This window comes from Thiohalocapsa sp. (assembly GCF_022340605.1).
Taxonomy (GTDB): domain Bacteria; phylum Pseudomonadota; class Gammaproteobacteria; order Chromatiales; family Chromatiaceae; genus Thiohalocapsa.
The window spans coordinates 1-20,690 of record NZ_JAJDNQ010000137.1 but is presented as its reverse complement, the minus strand read 5'-3'; the positions used below and the strand labels follow the sequence as shown (position 1 = coordinate 20,690).

19 protein-coding genes are annotated in these 20,690 nt (G+C 67.6%); 12 read left to right on the top strand and 7 right to left on the bottom strand.

The window, feature by feature from the left end:
- The first annotated feature begins 37 nt into the window (after window positions 1-37).
- The gene (locus tag LJE69_RS16810; protein ID WP_296927181.1) at window positions 38-607 is read left to right on the top strand and encodes a L,D-transpeptidase family protein; all 570 of its coding nucleotides are present in this window, start codon (window positions 38-40) and stop codon (window positions 605-607) included.
- A gap of 302 nt (window positions 608-909) precedes the next feature.
- On the opposite strand, the gene LJE69_RS16805 is transcribed toward LJE69_RS16810, so the two are convergent.
- Window positions 910-1,992: a methyltransferase domain-containing protein gene (locus LJE69_RS16805; RefSeq protein ID WP_296927180.1), complete on the bottom strand. Its 1,083-nt coding sequence runs from the start codon at window positions 1,990-1,992 to the stop codon at window positions 910-912.
- Between the two features lie 394 nt (window positions 1,993-2,386).
- Here LJE69_RS16805 and LJE69_RS16800 point away from each other — a divergent pair, with 394 nt between their 5' ends.
- Entirely contained in the window at window positions 2,387-2,605 is a 219-nt protein-coding gene (locus LJE69_RS16800) for a hypothetical protein (RefSeq protein WP_296927179.1), read from the top strand.
- Between the two features lie 25 nt (window positions 2,606-2,630).
- Here LJE69_RS16800 and LJE69_RS16795 read toward each other — a convergent pair whose 3' ends face one another.
- The 4 genes from LJE69_RS16795 to LJE69_RS16780 all read right to left on the bottom strand — a co-directional run bounded on the left by LJE69_RS16795 (window position 2,631) and on the right by LJE69_RS16780 (window position 5,619).
- Window positions 2,631-3,671 (bottom strand): agmatine/peptidylarginine deiminase, encoded by a 1,041-nt coding sequence (locus LJE69_RS16795; RefSeq protein ID WP_296927178.1) that lies wholly within the window; start codon window positions 3,669-3,671, stop codon window positions 2,631-2,633.
- A 121-nt stretch (window positions 3,672-3,792) separates the two neighbouring features.
- Window positions 3,793-4,398 (bottom strand): HdeD family acid-resistance protein, encoded by a 606-nt coding sequence (locus LJE69_RS16790; protein ID WP_296927177.1) that lies wholly within the window; start codon window positions 4,396-4,398, stop codon window positions 3,793-3,795.
- Between the two features lie 68 nt (window positions 4,399-4,466).
- A complete protein-coding gene (locus LJE69_RS16785) occupies window positions 4,467-4,952 on the bottom strand; it encodes a TerB family tellurite resistance protein (protein WP_296927176.1) in 486 nt (161 codons plus the stop codon).
- 85 nt (window positions 4,953-5,037) lie between these two features.
- Window positions 5,038-5,619, bottom strand: a complete 582-nt coding sequence (locus tag LJE69_RS16780; RefSeq protein WP_296927175.1) for a SprT-like domain-containing protein — start codon at window positions 5,617-5,619, stop codon at window positions 5,038-5,040.
- A 758-nt stretch (window positions 5,620-6,377) separates the two neighbouring features.
- On the opposite strand from LJE69_RS16780, the gene rimP reads away from it, so the two are divergent.
- The 8 genes from rimP to LJE69_RS16740 all read left to right on the top strand — a co-directional run bounded on the left by rimP (window position 6,378) and on the right by LJE69_RS16740 (window position 15,816).
- A complete protein-coding gene (gene rimP, locus LJE69_RS16775; protein WP_296927174.1) occupies window positions 6,378-6,836 on the top strand; it encodes a ribosome maturation factor RimP in 459 nt (152 codons plus the stop codon).
- A 16-nt stretch (window positions 6,837-6,852) separates the two neighbouring features.
- Window positions 6,853-8,355, top strand: a complete 1,503-nt coding sequence (gene nusA / locus LJE69_RS16770) for a transcription termination factor NusA (protein WP_296927173.1) — start codon at window positions 6,853-6,855, stop codon at window positions 8,353-8,355.
- Window positions 8,356-8,370: 15 nt separating this feature from the next.
- Entirely contained in the window at window positions 8,371-11,178 is a 2,808-nt protein-coding gene (gene infB, locus LJE69_RS16765) for a translation initiation factor IF-2 (protein WP_296927172.1), read from the top strand.
- A 43-nt stretch (window positions 11,179-11,221) separates the two neighbouring features.
- Entirely contained in the window at window positions 11,222-11,692 is a 471-nt protein-coding gene (rbfA, locus tag LJE69_RS16760) for a 30S ribosome-binding factor RbfA (RefSeq protein WP_296927171.1), read from the top strand.
- Window positions 11,693-11,766: 74 nt separating this feature from the next.
- The gene (truB, locus tag LJE69_RS16755) at window positions 11,767-12,684 is read left to right on the top strand and encodes a tRNA pseudouridine(55) synthase TruB (RefSeq protein ID WP_296927170.1); all 918 of its coding nucleotides are present in this window, start codon (window positions 11,767-11,769) and stop codon (window positions 12,682-12,684) included.
- Between the two features lie 241 nt (window positions 12,685-12,925).
- Window positions 12,926-13,195 carry a 30S ribosomal protein S15 gene (gene rpsO / locus LJE69_RS16750; protein ID WP_296927169.1) on the top strand — a complete coding sequence of 90 codons (270 nt, stop codon included), beginning with the start codon at window positions 12,926-12,928 and terminating at the stop codon, window positions 13,193-13,195.
- Window positions 13,196-13,365: 170 nt separating this feature from the next.
- Complete coding sequence (pnp, locus tag LJE69_RS16745; protein WP_296927168.1) at window positions 13,366-15,471, top strand: polyribonucleotide nucleotidyltransferase; 2,106 nt, start codon at window positions 13,366-13,368, stop codon at window positions 15,469-15,471.
- 9 nt (window positions 15,472-15,480) lie between these two features.
- Complete coding sequence (locus LJE69_RS16740) at window positions 15,481-15,816, top strand: hypothetical protein (RefSeq protein WP_296927167.1); 336 nt, start codon at window positions 15,481-15,483, stop codon at window positions 15,814-15,816.
- 224 nt (window positions 15,817-16,040) lie between these two features.
- On the opposite strand, the gene LJE69_RS16735 is transcribed toward LJE69_RS16740, so the two are convergent.
- The gene (locus LJE69_RS16735) at window positions 16,041-16,979 is read right to left on the bottom strand and encodes a helix-turn-helix transcriptional regulator (RefSeq protein WP_296927166.1); all 939 of its coding nucleotides are present in this window, start codon (window positions 16,977-16,979) and stop codon (window positions 16,041-16,043) included.
- A 134-nt stretch (window positions 16,980-17,113) separates the two neighbouring features.
- Here LJE69_RS16735 and LJE69_RS16730 point away from each other — a divergent pair, with 134 nt between their 5' ends.
- Entirely contained in the window at window positions 17,114-18,826 is a 1,713-nt protein-coding gene (locus LJE69_RS16730) for an arylsulfatase (protein ID WP_296927165.1), read from the top strand.
- A 116-nt stretch (window positions 18,827-18,942) separates the two neighbouring features.
- On the opposite strand, the gene LJE69_RS16725 is transcribed toward LJE69_RS16730, so the two are convergent.
- Window positions 18,943-19,401 carry a cache domain-containing protein gene (locus LJE69_RS16725; protein ID WP_296927164.1) on the bottom strand — a complete coding sequence of 153 codons (459 nt, stop codon included), beginning with the start codon at window positions 19,399-19,401 and terminating at the stop codon, window positions 18,943-18,945.
- 327 nt (window positions 19,402-19,728) lie between these two features.
- Between LJE69_RS16725 and LJE69_RS16720 the strand changes: the two genes are divergently transcribed.
- Window positions 19,729-20,690, top strand: a 962-nt coding sequence (locus tag LJE69_RS16720) for an ammonium transporter (RefSeq protein ID WP_296927163.1), incomplete at its 3' end; no start/stop codon positions are given.

Below are 20,690 nucleotides of genomic sequence, written 5' to 3'. Positions count from 1 at the left end.
CGCGGGTCGCCAGAATACTACTCATGTGCTTTCCGAGATGTTCTCCCCGCTGTTGCGATCCGTGGCCGGTGTCGGCGTCATCCTGTGCCTGAGCTCCTCCGTCGCGGCCATGTCGGTGTTGCCGGGCTGCGCCGCCAACCGCGCAACCGAGGTCTCGAAGCCCGGCCGCCGTGCCTATTTCGCCGACAAGATCGTGGTGAAGAAAAGCCAGCATCGGCTCTACCTGATGCGCGATGGCAAGCCGTTCCGCACCTACCGCATCAGCCTCGGCATAAACCCCGTGGGGCACAAGCAGCGCCGAGGCGACAACCGCACCCCCGAGGGCCTCTACACCATCGATTGGCGCACGCCACGCAGCAAGTTCTACAAGGCGCTGCACATCTCCTATCCGAACTTCGATGACCGAACCCGTGCCTGGCGCAGTGGGGTGGACCCGGGTGGCGCCATCATGATCCACGGCGAGCCGATGCCGGCACGCTTTGCGGGCCTGCGCGACGCGGTGCGCGACGAGGACTGGACCCAGGGCTGTATCGCCGTCTCCAACCTCGCCGTTGACGAGATCTGGCGCTTCACCACCGACGGCACGCCCATCGAGATTCTGCCCTGAGGACTGGGAAGAGGGGGCACGCGAAGACGCGTAGCCGCGAATGGAAGAACGCAAAGGGGTTCGTCGTGGCAGACCGCGCCCGTGGGAGCGACGTCCCCGCCGCGCTCAGATCACGCACGAGCGGGACTTGGCAGCACCGTCTCCAGCCGAGGGCGCCGGCGTGGCGCCGGTTGCGTGCCGCCATGTCGCCCGGGGGAGGGCGGCTCGGCGTCTGTTGCAGTCACGGTGTCTGCTTCGCGTCTTCGCGTGCGACGTATTTCCAACTTCGGTGCCAGCGGCCGCGCTCGAGCAATGCTTTCGGCTCATAGCCGCACCCGCGGCTCGCCGTCCCGGCGCGCCCAGACGGCATGCACGGGGTCGGACTGGTCGAGCCTGTGGGCGTACTTGTCCTCGGCCGGGCGCGGCAGCCCGCGCAAGCTCCAGGTGTTGAAGTCGCGAAATCTGCCGCTCTCGCGGAAGTACTCCAGCACCAGCCCCGGCCGCTCGAACTCGTGCACCTGATCCCAGATGCGAATGACCTTGGTGGGGAACCAGCGGTTCGAGAAGGTCATCACGGCGATGCCCGCCGGCGCTAGCACGCGTGCCATCTCGCGGAATACCGCAAAGGGCTGCGTGAGATATTCCACGGACACGGTGCAGATCACCGCATCGAACGAGGCGTCGTCGAACGGGAGCCGGGGGTCGGCGTTCATGTCATGCACCACCCGCTCGGTCAGAATCGGATTGCGCGCCAGTTCCTCCGCGTTCATGCCAAGACCCACCACGGCGTCCGGCCGCGATGCTTGCGGCAGGTGCGAGTGCCAACTGGACATCAGGTCAAGAATACGACTGCGCGGCCGAATGAGTCGTCCGTACAGGGCCGATATTTCCGCGATCGCGGTGGTGTCCAGATGGTCTACGAGACGTGCGCGCTCATAAAAGCCGGGGTCGTCGTCGTCCAGCCGCGTGAAGGGATCATCGGCGAAGAAGTCGGTGGGCTGGCCCTGCCAGCGTCCCTGCATCCCGGGGCCAAGGTCGATAAGGCGCGAGCGGATCTGCATGTTTGGCCCGTCCCGCCGCCGGTCGCTGTCCGCGATCGCGTCTACGGTTACCGTGATCTCCAAGTCCTTGCCCGCCAGCGCATGGCTCAGATCCGCGGTGAAGCCGTTCTTGTCGGCCGCGACGACGCGGATCGGGGTGCGATCGGCACCGCGGACCTCGTATGCAGTCGTCAAGATCGCCTTGGGGTAGAAGCGGCCGCGGCGGGGCTCCAGCGGGCCACGGCCGAGGAAGCGACGGTTGAACTGATCGGCACGCAGCTTCAGCAACCGCCCCGGCAGGCGGTCCGCCACCAACTGCCCGGGCGCGAAGCTGATGGTGGCGCCATAGCCGGCGGACTTGTTCATGACCGCTTGCTGCACGGGCCTTGGAAGATCGTTGCGCCACAGGTCCACTTGCGGCAAGAACAGGCTATCCGTGTGATGTGCGGCATCGCTTTGCCAGCACACATCGAAGCGCAACGCGGCGACGCTGCGCGAGCTGGTACGTGGTCGCGGCTTGGCGGCACCCGGCGCGGAGCCTGTGCCGGACGCAGAATTCACAGGCTTGGTTGCGTCGACTGGAGGCGTCATGTCGTGCGCGTCAGGTCGTGACCTTGGGGATGCAACATTTGGTTACAGATTTGCCGTGCGCCGTTGCACATTGCTGCGGTTCGGTCATGTCTAGTTCATAAGTATCGGCTAATATATGGGCTACGGAACCCCCGATGTTCCCTGTGGTAAATCCCTACGGAGCCAGCCCATGTTTCCTACAATCGTTGCCGGGGGCTTGAGCCTGCTGCTTGCGGCTGCCGATCAGATCGCCGCGGACGACCTCTCCATGATGCAGCCGCAGGCTGCACCTGCGGTGGTAATGGCGGACGCGCGCCCTGACGGCTCGCCCCCCGCCGCCGCGGTGGAACAGCTCGCTGCCTGGTCGGACGAATCGATGAGCAGCGCTGCGAGCACCACCATCCGCTGACGGAACCTCGGGAAACGCCGATCTGTCAGTCTGTTCGGATGGCCGCCGGCAACTGCATGGTGATGCAGTGCAGGCTGCCGCCCTGGCGGATCAGCTCTCGGCAATTCACGGGCAGGATGCTGCGCCCCGGAAAGGCGGCAGCCAGCCGCTCGGCGGCGATGGTGTCGGCGCTGTCGTCGTACGTCGGCATCAGCACCGCGCCGTTGATGATCAGGAAATTGGCATAGCTCGCCGGCTGTGCCGCGCCGTCCGCGCCGCTGATTGGTCGCGGCGCCGGCAACGCGATCAGCCGGTAGGGCATGCCGTCCGCACGCCGCAGCGCCCGCAGCTCGTCCAGCATTGCCGCAAGCGACCGTCGCTCCGCGTCAGACGCCGCCGGATGTGCCGTGATGTGGCAGATGGTGTCAGGGCCACAGAAACGTGCCAGGGTGTCGATGTGCCCGTCGGTGTCGTCCCCCTCGAGCTGCCCCTGGTCCAGCCATAGGCAACGCCGGATGCCCAGTTGCCGGGCGAGTTCCTGCTCGATGCCTTGCTGGTCCCAGCCGGGGTTGCGGTGGGGGTCCAGCAGGGTGCGACGCACCACGAGCAGGCCCCCGTCGCCGTCCGTGTCGATGGCGCCGCCTTCCAGCACGAGTGGGCTCGGCACCAGTCGGGCGCCACCGAGCCAGCCGTCGGCATGCAGCCGTGCGGTGATCAGGTCGTCCTGCGCCGAGGGGTACTTGCCGCCCCAGCCGTTGAAGCGGAAGTCCACCACCCGCGCTGCGCCCGCGTCGTCCAGCACGGTGATGGGGCCATGATCCCGTGCCCAGGTGTCGTCGCTCGGGGCGATGGCGAGGGCGGCCGCTCCGGGCGCGACACCCGCCGACGCGAGTTGGGCGCGCACACGGTCGCGATGGCTCGGATCGCGGCAGACCACGAGTAAGCCCTGCCGCGCGGCGATGTGTGCCGCAATGCGCCGGTAGACTGCCTCGACTGCGGGCAGTTGCGCCGCCCAGTCCGTGCCGGGGTGAGGCCAGGTGAGCAGCACCGCGGCCTGCTGCTCCCATTCGGCGGGCAAACGTGGCATGGCTGAACCGGGCCGGATTGGGGCGGGATTGACGTTGAGCAACGGATGATAGGGCGCAGCGCAGGGGGCCGTCACCGCGGTGCGGTGTGCACCGGATGGCGGCCCCGGCGACAGCCTGGCGTCACGCGGTGACGCTGCCTTGTGCCTTGCGGCGCTTGGCGGCGGAGCGCGCCGCGAGGGCCACGAACATGTAGGTCCAGCCGTTGAAGATCAGCTCGATGGCGATGAAGAGCCCGATGATCCAGAGCCCCGACTGCGGCCACTCCATGAGAATCATGACGCCCAGGGCGCCCGAGATGAGGCCGCCGATCAGAGGCCACCACCAGCCCCCCGCCTGCCGCATCTGGAAGGCCATGATCAGCCGCATTATGCCCACGGCGATGAGGATATAGGCGATGATCAGGGTCAGCGACAGCGATGCCACCACCGGCTGCAGCACCATGACCAGGCCAGCGGCGACATAGAGTAAGGCGATCAGCACGTGCCAGGCGACGCTCTTCCAGCCCCGGCACTTCATGGAGTGGAGCAGTTGCAGTACGCCGCCCACCACCAACAGTGCCCCGAAGAACACCACCGATACCTGGGTGAGCACGAAGGTCATGCCAAGACCGAGCGTGCCGAGCACGATGGACACGATTCCGAACAGCAGTAACCAGCCCCAGTTCTTCTCGAGCTCGCCGAAGACGACGGATACGTCCGGCAGCGGATTGACGTTGTCAGGGCTCATCGTGGTTCTCCATTGTCGCGGTTGAGTGAGAATGCCGGCACCGTGCCGGCGGCTGCATCGCTTGTGCTTTATTCCTTTTCAGGCTCAGGCTCAGGCTCAGGCGCCCGCTCGGCCTGGAGCTTTGCCTGGATGAAGACATTGTGCGGCACGTGCAACAAATCCGAGACCTTGCGGACAAGGTATTCTTCGTAGCGTCCGAGCCGTTCGTCGGCAAACGCCACCCGCCAAAGCGCGGCAACCAGGCGTGCCTTCTCGTCCGGGCTGTAATGCTCGTTGATCAGCGACGTAAATTGGAAATAGTCCGTGGACGCATTGCGTTCCGCGTCGGCGCAGCCGAGCAGGGCCTCCGCCTGGGAGTAGGTGAGCCCAAAGCATTCGCGCACCAGCGCCATCACCGTCTCCCGCTCGATGGCCTGCGGCTCGTCGTCCATATGGGTCATCTCCAGCAGCAGCGCGGCCGCGGCGCGGCGTGCCACCTGCTCGGCATCCTCGGGCGATCTGCCGCCCGGACGCGACAGGTGCGTGTTGAAGAACGTGCGGATGCTGTTGAGCATGGTGTTGTTTCCTGGGTTGGCTCCGCGTATCGCCGGCTGGATATGACTCGCTGCCGGGCATGAGCGGGAAGGTGGGGGCGGGGCGTCAGGTTTCGGCGTCGGTACCCTTCGCGCCGCCCGGGCGCAACGGCTGGCCGCAGCTGCGGCAGACGTAGCTGGCCCCGCGCAGGATGCGGTGATGGCGGATGCTGGTGAGTGCGTGCTCGCCGCAGCGGCAATGATACAGGTGGCGGCGTATCCGGCGCGTTGTCAGCCCTGTCACATCGAAGTCGTGACAGCGCTTCGGGTCGGCGCCGAGACCGCGCATGATCTCCTGCCATTCGGCGCCGTGCGGGCGGACAGTCCGGCCGAAGCGCAGATGCGCCAGGTAATGGGCCACCTCGTGGGGCACGGTCTGCGCCAGGAACTCGCTCGGGTACCGGGCGAGCAGTGTCCGGTTGTAACGGATCAGTGGCTCGCCACCCGCGCCGACGCGGAATTGGCCGGCCGCCTGCCCGCGCAGATCGAACGCGACACGAGGCAGCGGCGCGGCGCGGCCGATCAGCCCGGCGCCGAGGGCGGTGAGCTCCGCGGTGCGCTGGGTGACCTGCCCGACGATCCGGTGGACGACCTGTTCTTGCGCCGCTGCGGATAGGCTGGGCACCGAGCCCGGGTCGGCGTTGTGCAATCCGGTTTGCGACCTGTTCCCACCCATGGGCGAGGATTACACGGCAAAGGCAGTACCCTGTCCAGCCCGGGGAAGCGCGGAAACCGCGCAAATTCGTGCCATGCAAGAGCGCCGTGGCGATCTCGGCCCTGATCCCCAACAGCGGATGGTCAATCATCGGCGTCTCCCTTGTATCAATGCCGTACAAGGAGTAAGCTCCCTCGGCTTGGGCATTGCCAGTGACGGCCGGCCGTCACACCGCTGGTGCCGTGCAGGCCGCGACGCCGCCACCCGACTCGGATGCGCCCGATTCGGATTCGTCTGGACGCGCCCGGTTTTGGACGAGCCTAGAGGGGCGCCGGTTCGGATCGAGCTTAGGACGAGCTCGGACGGGTTCCACCCGGTTCCGTCCAGTTCCGTCTGGCTCCAGCCGGCGCAGCCTTGTCCCCCGTCGACGAGATGGGCGCGAGCACCCGGATACGGGGCTCGGGTCGGGCGGTCGGTGCCCCGCGGCGCCGTCCGCGGGCGGCCCCGCGTGGTGATGCGCCGCCGAGGGGCGCGGCGGGTTCCCGAGGTCGCCACCCGCGCGGCGGGTTGGGCGCTAACAATTGGGCCGCTGGCCCATTTTTTGTTTCTGGCCCATTTTGTCGCCGGCCGAATTTGCCGCTGGCAGAACGTGTTCGTGCACCCGGGGCCCGGCTCGCCGGCAAGCCCCGTCAAGCAGTTGACGCCTTGCAGTTGTTGCTAAGACAGAGAAGGGTCTGCACCTGAGCCATTACATGAAGCGTGTCGAACCGAAGATCGCGAGCATGGTCCGTTCCATCGTGGAGCCGATGGGCTACGAGTGCGTCGGCGTCGAACACGATTCGAGCAGCTCCGGTGGCGCCATCCTGCGCGTTTATATCGACCACGCGGACGGCATCGGACTCGACGATTGCGAGGCGGTGAGTCACCAGTTGAGCGGCGCCTTGGACGTGGCTGACCCGATCGCCGGGCAGTACGACCTGGAGGTTTCGTCGCCGGGCCTGGACCGGCCGCTGTTCGAACTGGCGCATTTCAGCCGCTTCGCCGGGGCGCGGGCGCGTGTGCGGCTGCTGGACAAGCTCGACGGGCGGCGGCGCTTCGACGGACGCATCGCCGGCGTCGACGCCGACACGGTGCTGCTGGATGTGGACGGCGGCCAGGTGGCGCTGCCGTTCGACCGCATCGAGTCCGCACGGCTGGTGCCCGAATTCTGAGAACTTGGTTGACACTATGAGCAAAGAGATTCTGCTGGTGGTGGAGGCGGTCTCCAACGAGAAAGACGTACCGAAGGAGATCATCTTCGAGGCCATGGAGGCCGCGCTCGCCTCGGCCACCCGCAAGAAGCACGGCGGTGATATCGAAGCCCGCGTCGCCATCGACCGCGAAACGGGCGAGTACGAGACGTTCCGGCGCTGGGAAGTCGTCGAGGACAACGACGGCGAGCCGCTGGAGGCGCCCGAGCGCCAGATCACCCTGTCTGCCGCCAAGGAACTGGACCCGAGCCTTGACCTCGGCGGCTATGTCGAGGAGCAGATCGAATCCGTACTCTTCGGGCGCATCGCCGCCCAGACCGCCAAGCAGGTCATCGTGCAGAAGGTGCGCGAGGCCGAGCGGGCCAAGGTGGTGGAGATGTTCCAGCACCGCGAGGGCGAGCTGATCACCGGTATTGTCAAGAAGGCCGAGCGCGGCACCATCGTGCTCGACCTCGGCGGCAACGCCGAGGCGCTGGTCCCGCGCGACCAAGTCATCCCGCGCGAGAACGTGCGCCCCAACGACCGCCTGCGCGGCCTGCTCTACGAGGTCCGCTCGGAGCTGAAGGGGCCGCAGCTGTTCGTCAGCCGCACCGCGCCGCAGCTGCTCATCGAGCTATTCAAGCTGGAGGTGCCGGAGGTGGGCGAGGGCACCATCGAGATCGTCGCCGCCGCCCGCGACCCGGGTCTGCGCGCGAAGATCGCCGTGCGTACCAAGGACCCGCGCATCGACCCCGTCGGCGCCTGCGTCGGCATGCGCGGCTCGCGCGTGCAGGCGGTGTCCAACGAGCTCAACGGCGAGCGCGTGGACATCATCCAGTGGGATGAGAACCCGGCGCAGTTCGTCATCAACGCCATGTCCCCGGCCGACGTCGTCTCCATCGTCATCGACGAGGACGCCCGCAGCATGGACGTCGCCGTGAAGGAGGACAACCTGTCGCAGGCCATCGGCCGCGGCGGCCAGAACGTTCGCCTGGCGAGCCAGCTCACCGGCTGGGAGCTCAACGTCATGAGCGAGGAGGACGCCGCCGCCAAGGGCGAGGAAGAGGCCCGGCGGATTGCGTCGCTGTTCATGGACCAGCTCCAGGTGGACGAGAACGTCGCCTTCGTCCTTGTGGAGGAGGGCTTCACGAGCATCGAGGAGGTCGCCTACGTGCCGGCGGTGGAGCTGAAGACCATCGCCGAGTTCGACGACGAGGTCATCGACATCCTGCGCCAGCGGGCTAAGGACGTGCTGCTCAGCCGTGCCGTGATCGGCACCGACAGCGACGAGGGTCAGCCGGCCACCGATCTGCTCAGCATGGCGGGCATGGACGACGAGCTGGCCTATGCGCTCGCCCGACGCGGGATTGCGTCGATGGAGGAGCTCGCCGAGCAGTCCGTCGATGAACTGATGGAGATCGAAGGCATGGACGAGCAGCGGGCGGCCCAACTCATCATGACCGCGCGCGAGCCCTGGTTCGCCGAGTCGGAACAGGCCTAGCAGGCGGAGGTGTCTATGAGCAGCGATGTAACGGTCAAGCAACTGGCAACGACGGTCGGTATCCCGGTCGAGCGGCTGTTGGCCCAGCTCAACGAGGCGGGCATCCCCGCCAGCGCCGCCGAGGCCACCATCACCGAGCAGGAAAAGCTCCAGCTCCTCGGCTACCTGCGCCGCAGCCACGGCAAGAAGGAAGGCGACGAGGCCAAGCAGGCCGCGCCGGCCGCACCGCGGCGTGAGCCGGCGGAGCCGCGGGCCGAGTCCCGCCCGGACCCGCGCCGCACTGGCGGTGCGCCGTCACGGCCGTCGCGCCCGACCCTGAGCTCGCGTGGTGCGGGATCGCAGCGCGGTCAGAAGACCGTGTCGGTGGAGGTGCGGCGCAAGCGCACCCAGCTGCGCCGGGATGATGCCAAGGCCGGGGCGACCCCCAGCGCGCGCCCCGCCGCGCCGCCCGAGCGCCCGGCGCGGCCCGCGCCACGGCCGGAGGCGGTTGCGCCCAAGCGCGGCCCGGTGGATGACCAGCGCCGACGCGCGGAGCTGGAGGCACGGCGTGCCGAGGAAGATGCGCGGCGACTCGCCGATCAGGAGGAGCAGGAACGCCTGCGCGCCGAAGAAGAGGCCCGCCGCCGCGCCGAGGAAGAGGAGCGCCGGCGCCGCGAGCAGGAGGAGCGCGCCCGCCGCGAGGCCGAGCAGGCCACCGCGGCCGAGTCCGCCGAGGTGGAGACGGACGCGGAGACCGAGTCCGAAGAGGACGTGCCCGCAGTCGCAGACGAGGCACAGGAGCGTGCGCGCAAGCATGCCAAGAAGCACGACGAGCACGGCAAGAAGCACGAGGAACGCGGCGAGCGTGCCGAGCGCGGTGAGCGTGCTGAGCGTGAAAAGGCGGCCGGCAAGAAGGTCGGGAAAAAAGACGCCGGCCGCACCAGGCGCGCCGGCGGCGTCGACGACGACGATGCCGCGGCCGCGTTGGGCGTTATCGCGCGTCCGACCGTGCGCCGGCGCAAGAAGCCGGGCAAGCCGCAATTGGCGGACAAGCACCAGTTCCAGAAACCGACGGCGCCCGTGGTGCGCGAGGTGGAGGTGCCGGAGGCCATCTCCGTGGCGGACCTCGCCCAGCGCATGTCCGTGAAGGCCGCAGACCTGGTCAAGGTGCTGTTCAAGCAAGGCATGATGGTCACCATCAACCAGATGCTGGACCGCGATACGGCCATGCTGCTGGTGGAAGATATGGGCCACAAGGCCGTCGAGGCACAGGACAAGTCCGCCGAGGACAGCCTGCTGGAACTGCTCGGCGAGGAGACCGAGCAGGCCGAAAGCCTGCCGCGTCCGCCCGTGGTCACCATCATGGGCCACGTCGACCACGGCAAGACCTCGCTGCTGGACTACATCCGCAGTACCCGGGTCACCGCGGGCGAGGCGGGTGGCATCACCCAGCACATCGGCGCCTACCACGTGAAGACGGAGAAGGGCATCATCTCCTTCCTGGACACCCCGGGGCACGCCGCCTTCTCGGCCATGCGCGCCCGCGGTGCCAAGGTGACGGACATCGTTATCCTGGTGGTGGCCGCCGACGACGGCGTCATGCCGCAGACCATCGAGGCCATCCAGCACGCCAAGGCGTCCGGGGTGCCCGTCGTGGTCGCCATCAACAAGATGGACAAGCCGGACGCCAACCCGGACCGCGTACTGCAAGAGCTCGCCCAGCACGAGGTCATGGCAGAGGAGTGGGGTGGCGACACCATGACGGTCAAGGTCTCGGCCAAGACCGGCGACGGCATCGACGATCTGCTCGATGCCGTACTGCTCCAGGCGGAGGTGCTGGAGTTGAAGGCGCCCAAGGACAGTCCGGCGCACGGCACCATCGTCGAGTCCAGCGTCGAGAAGGGGCGCGGCCCGGTGGCCACGGTGCTGGTGCAGTCCGGCACCCTGCACCAGGGCGACACCATCGTCAGCGGAGCCGAGTACGGGCGCGTGCGTGCCATGTTCGACGAGAACGGCAACGCGGTGCAGGAGGCCGGACCCTCCATCCCCGTGCAGGTGCTCGGCCTGTCGGCGGCGCCGAATGCCGGCGACGACGTTATCGCGGTGACCGATGAGCGCAAGGCGCGCGAGGTGGCCGAGCTGCGTGCCGAGCGCGACCGCCAGTCGCGCATCGACCAGCAGGGCGCGGCCAACCTCGAACAGCTCTTCTCGCAGTTCAAGGAGGGCGAGGCGAAGTCCGTCAACATCATCCTCAAGGCGGACGTGCAGGGCAGCGTCGAGGCGCTGCGCGAGGCGCTGCTGAAGCTCTCCAACGACGAGGTGAAGGTGGCCGTGGTGGCCTCCGGCGTCGGCGGCCTCACCGAGTCCGACGCCAACCTGGCCGTGACCTCCAACGCCATCCTGCTCGGCTTCAACGTGCGTGCCGACGCGGCCGCCCGCCGGGTGGTGGAGGCGCACGGGCTCGATCTGCGCTACTACTCGATCATCTACGAGCTGATCGACGACGTGAAGCAGGCCATCTCCGGCATGCTGAGCCCCATCGTCACGGAGGAGATCATCGGCCTCGCCCAAGTGCGCGACGTGTTCCGTTCCTCCAAGTTCGGCGCCATCGCCGGCTGCATGGTGGTGGACGGCGTCATCAAGCGGAACAACCCGATCCGCGTGCTGCGCGACAACGTGGTCATCTACGAGGGCGCGCTGGAGTCGTTGCGCCGCTTCAAGGACGACGTGAGCGAGGTCAAGGCCGGCACCGAGTGCGGCATCGGCGTGAAGAACTACAACGACGTTCAGCCCGGCGACCAGATCGAGGTATTCGAGCGCACCGAGCGGGCACGGGTGCTGTGAGCGGCGACCCGAAGCACGCGATGGCCCGCGAGGCAGCGCAGCCATGAGCGAGGGTAGCCGCGCGGAGCGCGTCGGTGCCGAGCTCCTGCGCGAGCTGACGCTCCTGCTGCGCGGCGAGGTCAAGGACCCGCGCATCGGCCCGGTGACGTTGCAAGAGGTGCGGGTCTCGCGGGACCTGGCGCATGCCAAGGTGTACTTCACCTGCTTTCCGCTCGACGAGTGCGGCGATGAGCAGGCAAAGCTCCTGAACGGCGCTCTGGCAGGGTTCCTGCGCCACGAGCTGGCGCGGCGGATGCGGCTGCGCACGGTGCCACAGCTGCATTTCGTGCACGACACCTCGGTCCGCGACGGCGAGCGCCTCGCCGCGCTCATCGACAGCGTCGCCCCCTATGGGAGCGGCACGCTCGGTGCCGCGACGCGCCCTGACTCCGAGCCTGATCCTGAGCCTGACCCCGAATCCAGTGCCGAGCCCAGCGCCGGGACCGAGCCGGCGCAGGACGACGGGCGCTCCTGACCGACGCCCGTCGCCGTTCATCCATCTTCCAACGCAGTCGAGCCCGCGGGCTCGCGCCTAAGCAGACGCCCATCATGGCGAGAAGACGCAACAAAGGCCGGCCCGTGGACGGCATCCTGCTGCTGGACAAGCCGGGCGGGGTGTCTTCCAACCACGCCCTGCAACGGGTCAAGCGCCTGTTCCAGGCCGCCAAAGCAGGTCACACCGGTAGCCTGGACCCACTCGCGACGGGGCTGCTGCCGCTGTGTCTTGGGCACACCACCAAGTTCTCCGCCTTCCTGCTGGACGCGGACAAGCGCTACCGGGTCACGGTGACGCTGGGCATCACCACCGACAGCGCCGATGCCGATGGCAAGGTGCTCGAGACGCGGCCCATCGACGGCGTGGACGCGGCCGCCGTGCAGGCCCTGCTGCCGCGCTTCACCGGCAGTATCGAGCAGCTGCCACCCATGTATTCTGCCGTCAAGCACCAGGGCGAGCGGCTGTACAAGCTCGCGCGCGAGGGCAAAGAGGTCGAGCGCACGCCGCGGACGGTGCACATCTTCGAGCTTGCATTGCTGAGCTTCACGCCGCCGACGCTGGAGCTCGATGTGCACTGCTCCAAGGGCACCTATGTGCGCACGCTGGCGGAGGAGATCGGCGAAGCGTTGGGCTGCGGCGCCCATGTCTCGGCGCTCAGGCGCACCGGTGTCGGCCCCTACGTGGAGGGCGAAACGCGCTTCATCAGCATGGCGGAGGTCGAGGCCGCCGCGGAGCAAGAAGGCTTCGAGGCGCTGGACGCGATGTTGCTGCCGCTGGACAGCGTGCTCGGCCATTGCCCGGCGCTGCGGCTTTCGGCAGATGCAGCCTTTTACCTGCGCCAGGGGCAGCCGGTGCTGGTGCCGCAGGCGCCCACCGAGGGGATGGTCCGGCTGTACGCGGCCGGTGACGAGTTCCTGGGCATCGGCGTCATCCTCGATGACGGTCGTGTGCAGCCGAAACGCCTGATTTGAATAGGATTCGCGAAAGATTTGACCTGGGGCGGGTGAACCGCGGCCGGACTGTTACATTCGGTTCAACTGCGCACCCAAGCCCGCTACCATAGCGGTTCGACAACGCGCCCGGCGACCTTGCCGTCGCCGCGCCATCCCGGCACCGCCGCGGGCGCCCCCTGGAGTCATTGCCGGGGCTGGCGCGCGGCGCTGCCGCTCAACCGAGCGCCGCAACCGGCGCAGTCCAACAGGAGCTCTAGCAATGACGATTACCGCAGACGACAAGCGACGCATCGTGGAGGAGCACGGCCGCGGCGCCAACGATACCGGCAGCACCGAGGTGCAGGTCGCGCTGCTCACCGCGCGCATCAAGGACCTCACCGAGCACTTCACACAGCACAAGAAAGATCACCACTCCCGGCGCGGCCTTGTGCGCATGGTCAACTCCCGGCGCAAGCTGCTCGACTATCTCAAGCGCAAGGACCTCGACCGGTATCGTGCGCTGATTCAGAAGCTCGGCCTGCGCCGCTGACCCGCGGTCGCAAGCCGGTGCCGACCTGCCCCCAACCCGCCCCCGCCCTGGCCCCAAGCCGGCGCCGGGCTGAGCGGAGGCAGGTGCCGGCGCCGCCGACCGCTCCGGGCGTGCCGCGTCCCCGGCGCCCCGGCCAGACATCCTGAGGACCACACAGAGGACCCAATCCTGTGACCCCTATCCGCAAGACCTTCCAGTATGGCGACCAGACGGTCACACTCGAGACCGGCGAGATCGCCCGCCAGGCGGACGGCGCCGTCTTGATCAACGTTGACGATACGGTGGTGCTCTGTACCGTGGTGGTGGACAAGCGCGCAACGGAGATGAAGGACTTTCTGCCGCTCACCGTCGACTATCAAGAGAAGACCTATGCCGCCGGCCGCATCCCAGGCGGCTTTTTTCGTCGTGAGGGGCGCCCGAGCGAGGCCGAGATCCTCACCTCCCGCCTCATCGATCGGCCCATCCGGCCGCTGTTCGCCGACGGCTTCGGCCGCGAGGTGCAGGTCATCGCGACGGTCAAGTCCCTGAACCCGGCGGTGAACCCCGAGGTGCCAGCCATGCTCGGCGTCTCGGCGGCGCTGGCCATCTCCGGTGCGCCCTTCAACGGCCCCATCGCCGCCGCCCGCGTCGGCTACAAGAACGGCGAGTACATCCTGAACCCGGCAGTGACCGGTCTCGGCCCCGATAGCGACCTCGACCTCGTGGTGGCCGGCACCGAGGGCGCCGTGCTCATGGTGGAGTCCGAGGCGCGTGGCCTGTCCGAGGAGGTCATGCTCGGCGCCGTACTGTTCGGCCACGAGCAGATGCAGGTGGCCATCCAGGCCATCCGCGAGCTGGCCGCCGAGGTGAACAAGCCGCCACTGCCCTTCGAGCCGCCGCAAGCGGACCCCTCGCTGGAAGATGCCGTGAGCCCCTACACCGAGCGCCTCGCCGAGGCCTACACCATCAAGGAGAAGATGGACCGCTACGCCGCGCTGGACGCGATCCGCATGGAGATCTACGACAAGCTCGCCGGCGACGGCGAGGGCCAGTGGCCGCAGCCCAAGGTCTACGGCGCCGTCGAGAAGCTGGAGAAAAGGATCGTCCGTGGCGGCATCATCGAGGGCAAGCCGCGCATCGACGGCCGCGACACCAAGACCGTCCGGCCCATCCACATCCGCACCGGCGTGCTGCCGCGCACGCATGGCTCCGCGCTCTTCACCCGCGGCGAGACCCAGGCCCTGGTGGTCACTACGCTCGGCACCGAGCGCGACAGCCAGATCATCGACGCGCTGGAGGGCGAGCGCCGCGAGCCCTTCATGCTCCACTACAACTTCCCGCCCTTCTGCGTCGGCGAGCTCGGCCGCGTCGGCAGCCCCAAGCGCCGCGAGATCGGCCATGGCCGCCTCGCCAAGCGCGGCATCCTCGCCGCCATGCCGGCCCCGGACGAGTTCCCGTATTCCGTCCGCGTGGTGTCCGAGATCACCGAGTCCAACGGCTCCAGCTCCATGGCCAGCGTCTGCGGCACGAGTCTGTCCCTGATGGATGCCGGCGTGCCGGTGAAGGCGCCGGTGGCCGGTGTCGCCATGGGCCTGATCAAGGAGGGCGACGCGTTCGCCGTGCTGACGGACATCATGGGCGACGAGGACCACCTCGGCGACATGGACTTCAAGGTCGCCGGCCCCGCCGATGGCATCAACGCCCTGCAGATGGACATCAAGATCGAGGGCATCACCAAGGAGATCATGGAGATCGCGCTGGAGCAGGCGAAGGCCGGCCGGCTGCACATCCTCGGTGAGATGAACAAGGTCATCTCCCAGCACCGCGCCGAGATGTCCGACTACGCGCCGCGCATCATCGAGTTCAAGATCCATCCCGAGAAGATCCGCGACGTCATCGGTAAGGGCGGTTCCACCATCCGCGCCATCACCGAGGAGACCGGCGCCACCGTCGACATCAATGACGACGGCGTGGTCAAGATCTTCTCCGTGCAGCGCAGCGCCGGCGAGGAGGCCAAGAAGCGCATCCGCCTCATCACCGCGGACGTGGAAGTCGGCAAGATCTACGAGGGCAAGGTCGTACGCCTGATGGACTTCGGCGCCTTCGTCACCATCCTGCCCGGCCGCGACGGCCTCGTGCACATCAGCCAGATCTGCGAGGAGCGCGTGCAGAAGGTCTCCGACAAGCTGAAGGAAGGCGACGTCGTCCGCGTCAAGGTGCTCGAAGTGGACAAGCAAGGCCGCATCCGCCTCAGTATGAAGGCTGTCACCGAAGAAGAGGCGAAGCCCGCCGAGTAGGGCGCCCGCGTGTCCCAGCCGGCGCCGCCGCCGGCTGGGAGCGCCGCCGCCGGCTGGGAGCGCCGGCGTCTCGCCGGCAACTGGGAGCGCCGGCGTCTCGCCGGCAACTGGGAGCGCCGGCGTCCCGCCGGCAACTGGGAGCGCCGGCGTCCCGCCGGCAACTGGGAGCGCCGGCGTCCCGCCGGCAACTGGGACAGCCGGCGTCCCGCCGGCAACTGGGACAGCCGGCGGCGTCCCGCCGCCCAGACGGCATCGTCCCCACCCAACCCCAACAACGCACCGCAGCCACCGCGTGCCTGCTCGGTCGCCCCCGCGCCTGCCGTGGAAGCGGCGTCCCCGCCTTGATCCAGCATCAAGCTGGCCATCCTCGCCCTGCTCGATGGGTATCGCAGCGACGCCGGCGCCGAGTAGAGTCTGCCGCAGCGCGCCGCCTATCTTGGTCGCGTATGATCGGGGTCAGATCGCACACCAACCCGTACTGCTCTAGAGTGCTGAACCCGGTCCGCGTCGGGATGGGGGCGGCGCCAGGCGACTGGCCGTGGGGCAGTATGAGACCTCAAGCAGAAGTGTCAGCCGCGCCCCGTCGCCGAGGGCACCTCGCCGAACAGCTCGCGGTAGTCGCTGGCGAAGCGCCCGGCGTGGGGGATGCCGCAGCCCGCGGCCAAGGTGCCGATGTGCGTGGCCGCGCCGCGCAGCAGGGCGTCGCGGGCGGCATGCAGGCGCAGGATGGTGAGATAGCGCTTCGGCGAGACGCCGAGCTGGTCCCGGAAGGTCTGCTCCAGCGTGCGCTGTGCGACGCCGATGGCGTCGCACAGGGCAGGGATGCGCAGGCTCTCGCCGATGCGCTCGTTCACCTGTTGCTCGAATGAGCGTAGCTGGCGCATGCGCTCGGCATAGTTGGGGCGGGCGTGCAGCCCGCCGCGCTGCAGGGCCAGCGGCGCCAATTCGTCGGCGAGTGTCGCGACCTCGGCCTCCCAATCGCGCAACGAGACGCGGGCTCCCGCACCCGCGAGCCGTGCAATTCGGCTCACGATGCGGGCGCAGCCGGGCAGCGAGGCGCTGAAGACCCTGGGCCGCGCGAACAGGCTTGGTGGCAGGCCGAGCTCGCCGAGCAGCGCCCGCGGCACTTGCAGCGCGGCCCAATGGGTCCGAGCCGGCAACAGGTAGTCCAGCTCGGCGCCGGGCGGGTAGCAGATAAGGTCCCGTGCGCCGCACCGAAAGCCGTTGATGCAGCCGTCGCGCTCGGCTTCGAGAATCGCGCCGATCACCACCGCGTCCGCCGGAAGGCAGCCGCGCGCGCGCAGTGTGCGGCTGTAGCGGCCGCTGTTCAGCACGATTGATCCGCCAATCACGCCCCTCAGTTCGCCGCTGAAGGCACCGCTCTCCAATTGTCGATGCTCGATCTGCGCTTCGCGGATGGCCGCCGCGAGCTGCTCGGCGTCGAAAAACGACAGAACAACGCGCTCGATGACCGGCCCGTCCGTCCCCTGCGGTGTCGCGTTCGCCATGCCGCCGTCCCTCTGTGCGAAAAGCGGATAGCCAGCTTATCAACTATTGCATCTGCCGCAATATCGCCCTGCACCGCGAATCCGCGGCCATTGTCCGAAACCAGAACTGCAAATAACCGATCGGAGGATCTGCCGTGCCACTGAGACTCACCTTGCCGGCCCTGGCCGGTGCGCTAGCGCTGCTGGCCCTGCCGGCGCTGGCGCAAACACCGAGTTCAGCTGCATCCGAGCCCAACGCCGCTGAAGCGGCGGCAGCGACGTCGCAACCTGCTGCCCAACCCGCCGCCGCCGAGGCCCCGGCCGCAACGGCCGAACGCGCAGCCGCGGCTGCTCCCGAACCGGCTGGCGCCAACAAGCCTAACATCCTGGTCCTTTGGGGCGACGATGTCGGCCAGTCCAACATCAGCACCTATACCCATGGCCTGGTGGGCTACGAGACGCCCAATATCGATCGCATCGCCAACCAGGGCATGACCTTCACGGACTACTACGGCGAGCAGTCCTGCACCGCTGGTCGCGCATCCTTCATCACCGGCCAGAGCGTGTTCCGCACCGGGCTGTCCAAGGTGGGCCTGCCTGGCGCCGAGCTCGGCATGCGCGAGGAGGACCCAACCATCGCCGGCATGCTCAAGGCGCTGGGCTACGCCACCGGGCAGTTCGGCAAGAACCACTTGGGTGACCGCGACGAGTACCTGCCCACAAACCACGGCTTCGACGAGTTCTACGGCAATCTCTATCACCTGAATGCGGAAGAAGAGCCGGAGAACGAGGACTATCCCGCCGACAGGGTGCTCGCCAACGGCAAGACCTTCCTGCAGCAGTACGGGCCCCGCGGCGTGATCCACTCCTGGGCGCTGCCCGATGGTACGCAGAAGATCGAGGACACGGGCCCGCTCACCAAAAAGCGCATGGAGGTCATCGACGACGAGACCTCCGACGCGGCCATCCGCTTCATCGAGGAAGAGAGCAAGGCCGGCAAGCCCTGGTTCGTCTGGTGGAACGGCACCCGCATGCACTTCCGCACCCATGTGAAGCCGGGGCTGCGTGGCATCTCCGGGCAGGACGAGTACGCCGACGGCATGGTCGAGCACGACATGCATGTCGGAAAGATCCTGGATGCCCTGGATCGGCTTGGTATTGCCGACAACACCATCGTCTTCTACTCCACCGACAACGGCCCCCACTACAACACCTGGCCCGATGCTGCCGCGACGCCGTTTCGCGGTGAGAAGAACACTAACTGGGAGGGCGGCTGGCGCGTGCCGGCCATGGTGCGCTGGCCCGGCCACATTCCGGCGGGGGTCTGGAGCAACGCCATCGTCCATCACATGGATTGGTTCCCGACCTTCCTCGCGGCCGCCGGCGATCCGTTCATCAAAGAACGCCTGCTGCAGGGCATCTCCGTGCCCGCCATGGGCCGCGACTACAAGGTGCACCTGGACGGCTACGACATCCTGCCACTGCTCACCGGCGAGACCGATCAGAGCCCGCGCCACGAGATTTTCTACTTCTCCGACGACGGCGACCTCACCGCGCTGCGCTACGACGATTGGAAGCTGATCTTCATGGAGCAGAAGAGCCCCGGCACGTTCCGCGTATGGATGGAGCCCTTCGTGCCGCTGCGCGTGCCGCTGATCGAGAACCTGCGCCGCGACCCGTACGAGCGCGCCGAGATCACATCCAATACCTACTTCGACTGGGTGCTGGACCGGGCCTACCTGCTGGTGCCAGCCCAGCAATACGTCGCGAAGTTCATGGAGACCTTTAAGGAGTTTCCGCCGCGACAGAAGGCGGCGAGCTTCAGCCTGGATCAGGTGATGGACAAGCTGACGCCCGCGGCCGACTGAGCACCGCAGCCGGGCAGGGACGCCCGGACTAGCGATCTGTCGGGCTTCGCTTTCGCTCAGCCCGACCTACGAGGCATGCCGTAGGTCGGGCCGACGCCAGGGAGGCCCGACGGTGGCTACTTGTACGCGCCGACGCCGCAGAAGAAGCCTTCGTTGTTGCCCATGACGTAGGTGGCCTTCTCGCGCACCTCATCGCTGCCGGGGTAGGGCCACTTGTAGTCCACCCAGCCCGCACCCTTGTCCTTGACGGTGTCGATCATGTTCTGGAACAGCTTGTCGCCGTACTTATCGAAGTCCTTCAGGTTCTTGCCTTCGAGCTCCGGCTTCAGCGGGTGGAAGAGCATGACGCCGTCCATGTCCATGCAGAACACGTAGAGGTCCTTGTCGCGGAATGGGCCGTTCTCGTCCGCGAATTCCGCGAATGCCTTGTCCTTGCCCATCTCGTTGACGGCGGCCTGCGCCTTCTCAGACATGGCCTTGGCCTCGTCCGGGGTGCCCATATCCTGCGCGCTGGCCAGTCCGGCAGCGGCGCACAGCACGGTGGCGAAGGCGAGAGTCGCGAGCTTTTGCAGCATGGCTGAATCCTCAGTGGTGTCGTGGTGGAGCGCCGGACGCTAACGCAATCGGCCCACCACGTCCACCGGAAGGACGGCGAGCGGTCACTGCGGTGCGCTCCGTTGTGGTGCGACGATGCACCCTGATGGGGCGACGCGGGGCTGACACGACGGTCGTTCCACTGAGACAAGCGGCGTGCGAGCCCGTACCAGACAGCTCAGGGCCGTGCCGAGGATCAAGCGAAGCGAGGATCGGGCAGTGTGCCGCGGCACATTGTGCCGGCTTTGCGCCATGCTGGCGTGGCTCTTGCTAATGCTGCACCGGTTTGGCACAAAGAGGACACAACAATGGAGCAACTCTTGGCGGGCACCAACGTGCTCTTCATCCTGATGGGCGCCATCATGGTGCTCGCGATGCACGCGGGCTTCGCCTTTCTCGAGGTCGGCACGGTCCAGGCGAAGAACCAGGTCAACGCACTGTCGAAGATCCTGAGCGACTTCGCCGTCTCCACCGTCGCCTACTTCTTCATCGGCTTCTACATCGCCTACGGCGTCAACTTCTTCAGCGGTGCGCCGACGCTGCAGATCGAGAACGGCTACGAGCTGGTGAAGTTCTTTTTCCTGCTCACCTTCGCGGCCGCCATCCCGGCCATCATCTCCGGCGGCATCGCCGAACGCGCCAAGTTCTACCCGCAGCTCCTGGCCTCCGCGCTGTTGGTGGGCCTCGTGTACCCCTTCTTCGAGGGCATCGCCTGGAACGACAACTTCGGCGTGCAGGCCCTGCTGTCGTCGCTGTTCGGTGAGAAGTTCCACGATTTCGCGGGCTCCATTGTCGTGCACGCGATGGGCGGCTGGATCGCGCTGGCGGCCGTGCTGCTGCTGGGGGCGCGCACCGGGCGCTACCGCAAGGACGGCACCATGACGGCGCATCCGCCGTCGTCGATTCCGTTCCTGTCGCTGGGCGCCTGGATCCTCACCGTCGGTTGGTTCGGTTTCAACGTGATGTCCGCGCAGAAGATCGACGCCGTGAGCGGGCTGGTGGCGGTGAACTCGCTGATGGCCATGGTGGGCGGCATCCTCGCCGCGCTGCTGGCCGGCAACAAGGACCCGGGCTTTCTGCACAACGGTCCACTGGCGGGGCTGGTGGCGGTATGCGCGGGCTCCGACCTGATGCACCCGCTGGGGGCGCTGGTCACCGGTGCCGTGGCCGGCGCGCTGTTCGTCTACACCTTCACGCTGACCCAGAACAAGTGGCGCATCGACGACGTGCTCGGCGTCTGGCCGCTGCACGGGCTGTGCGGGCTCTGGGG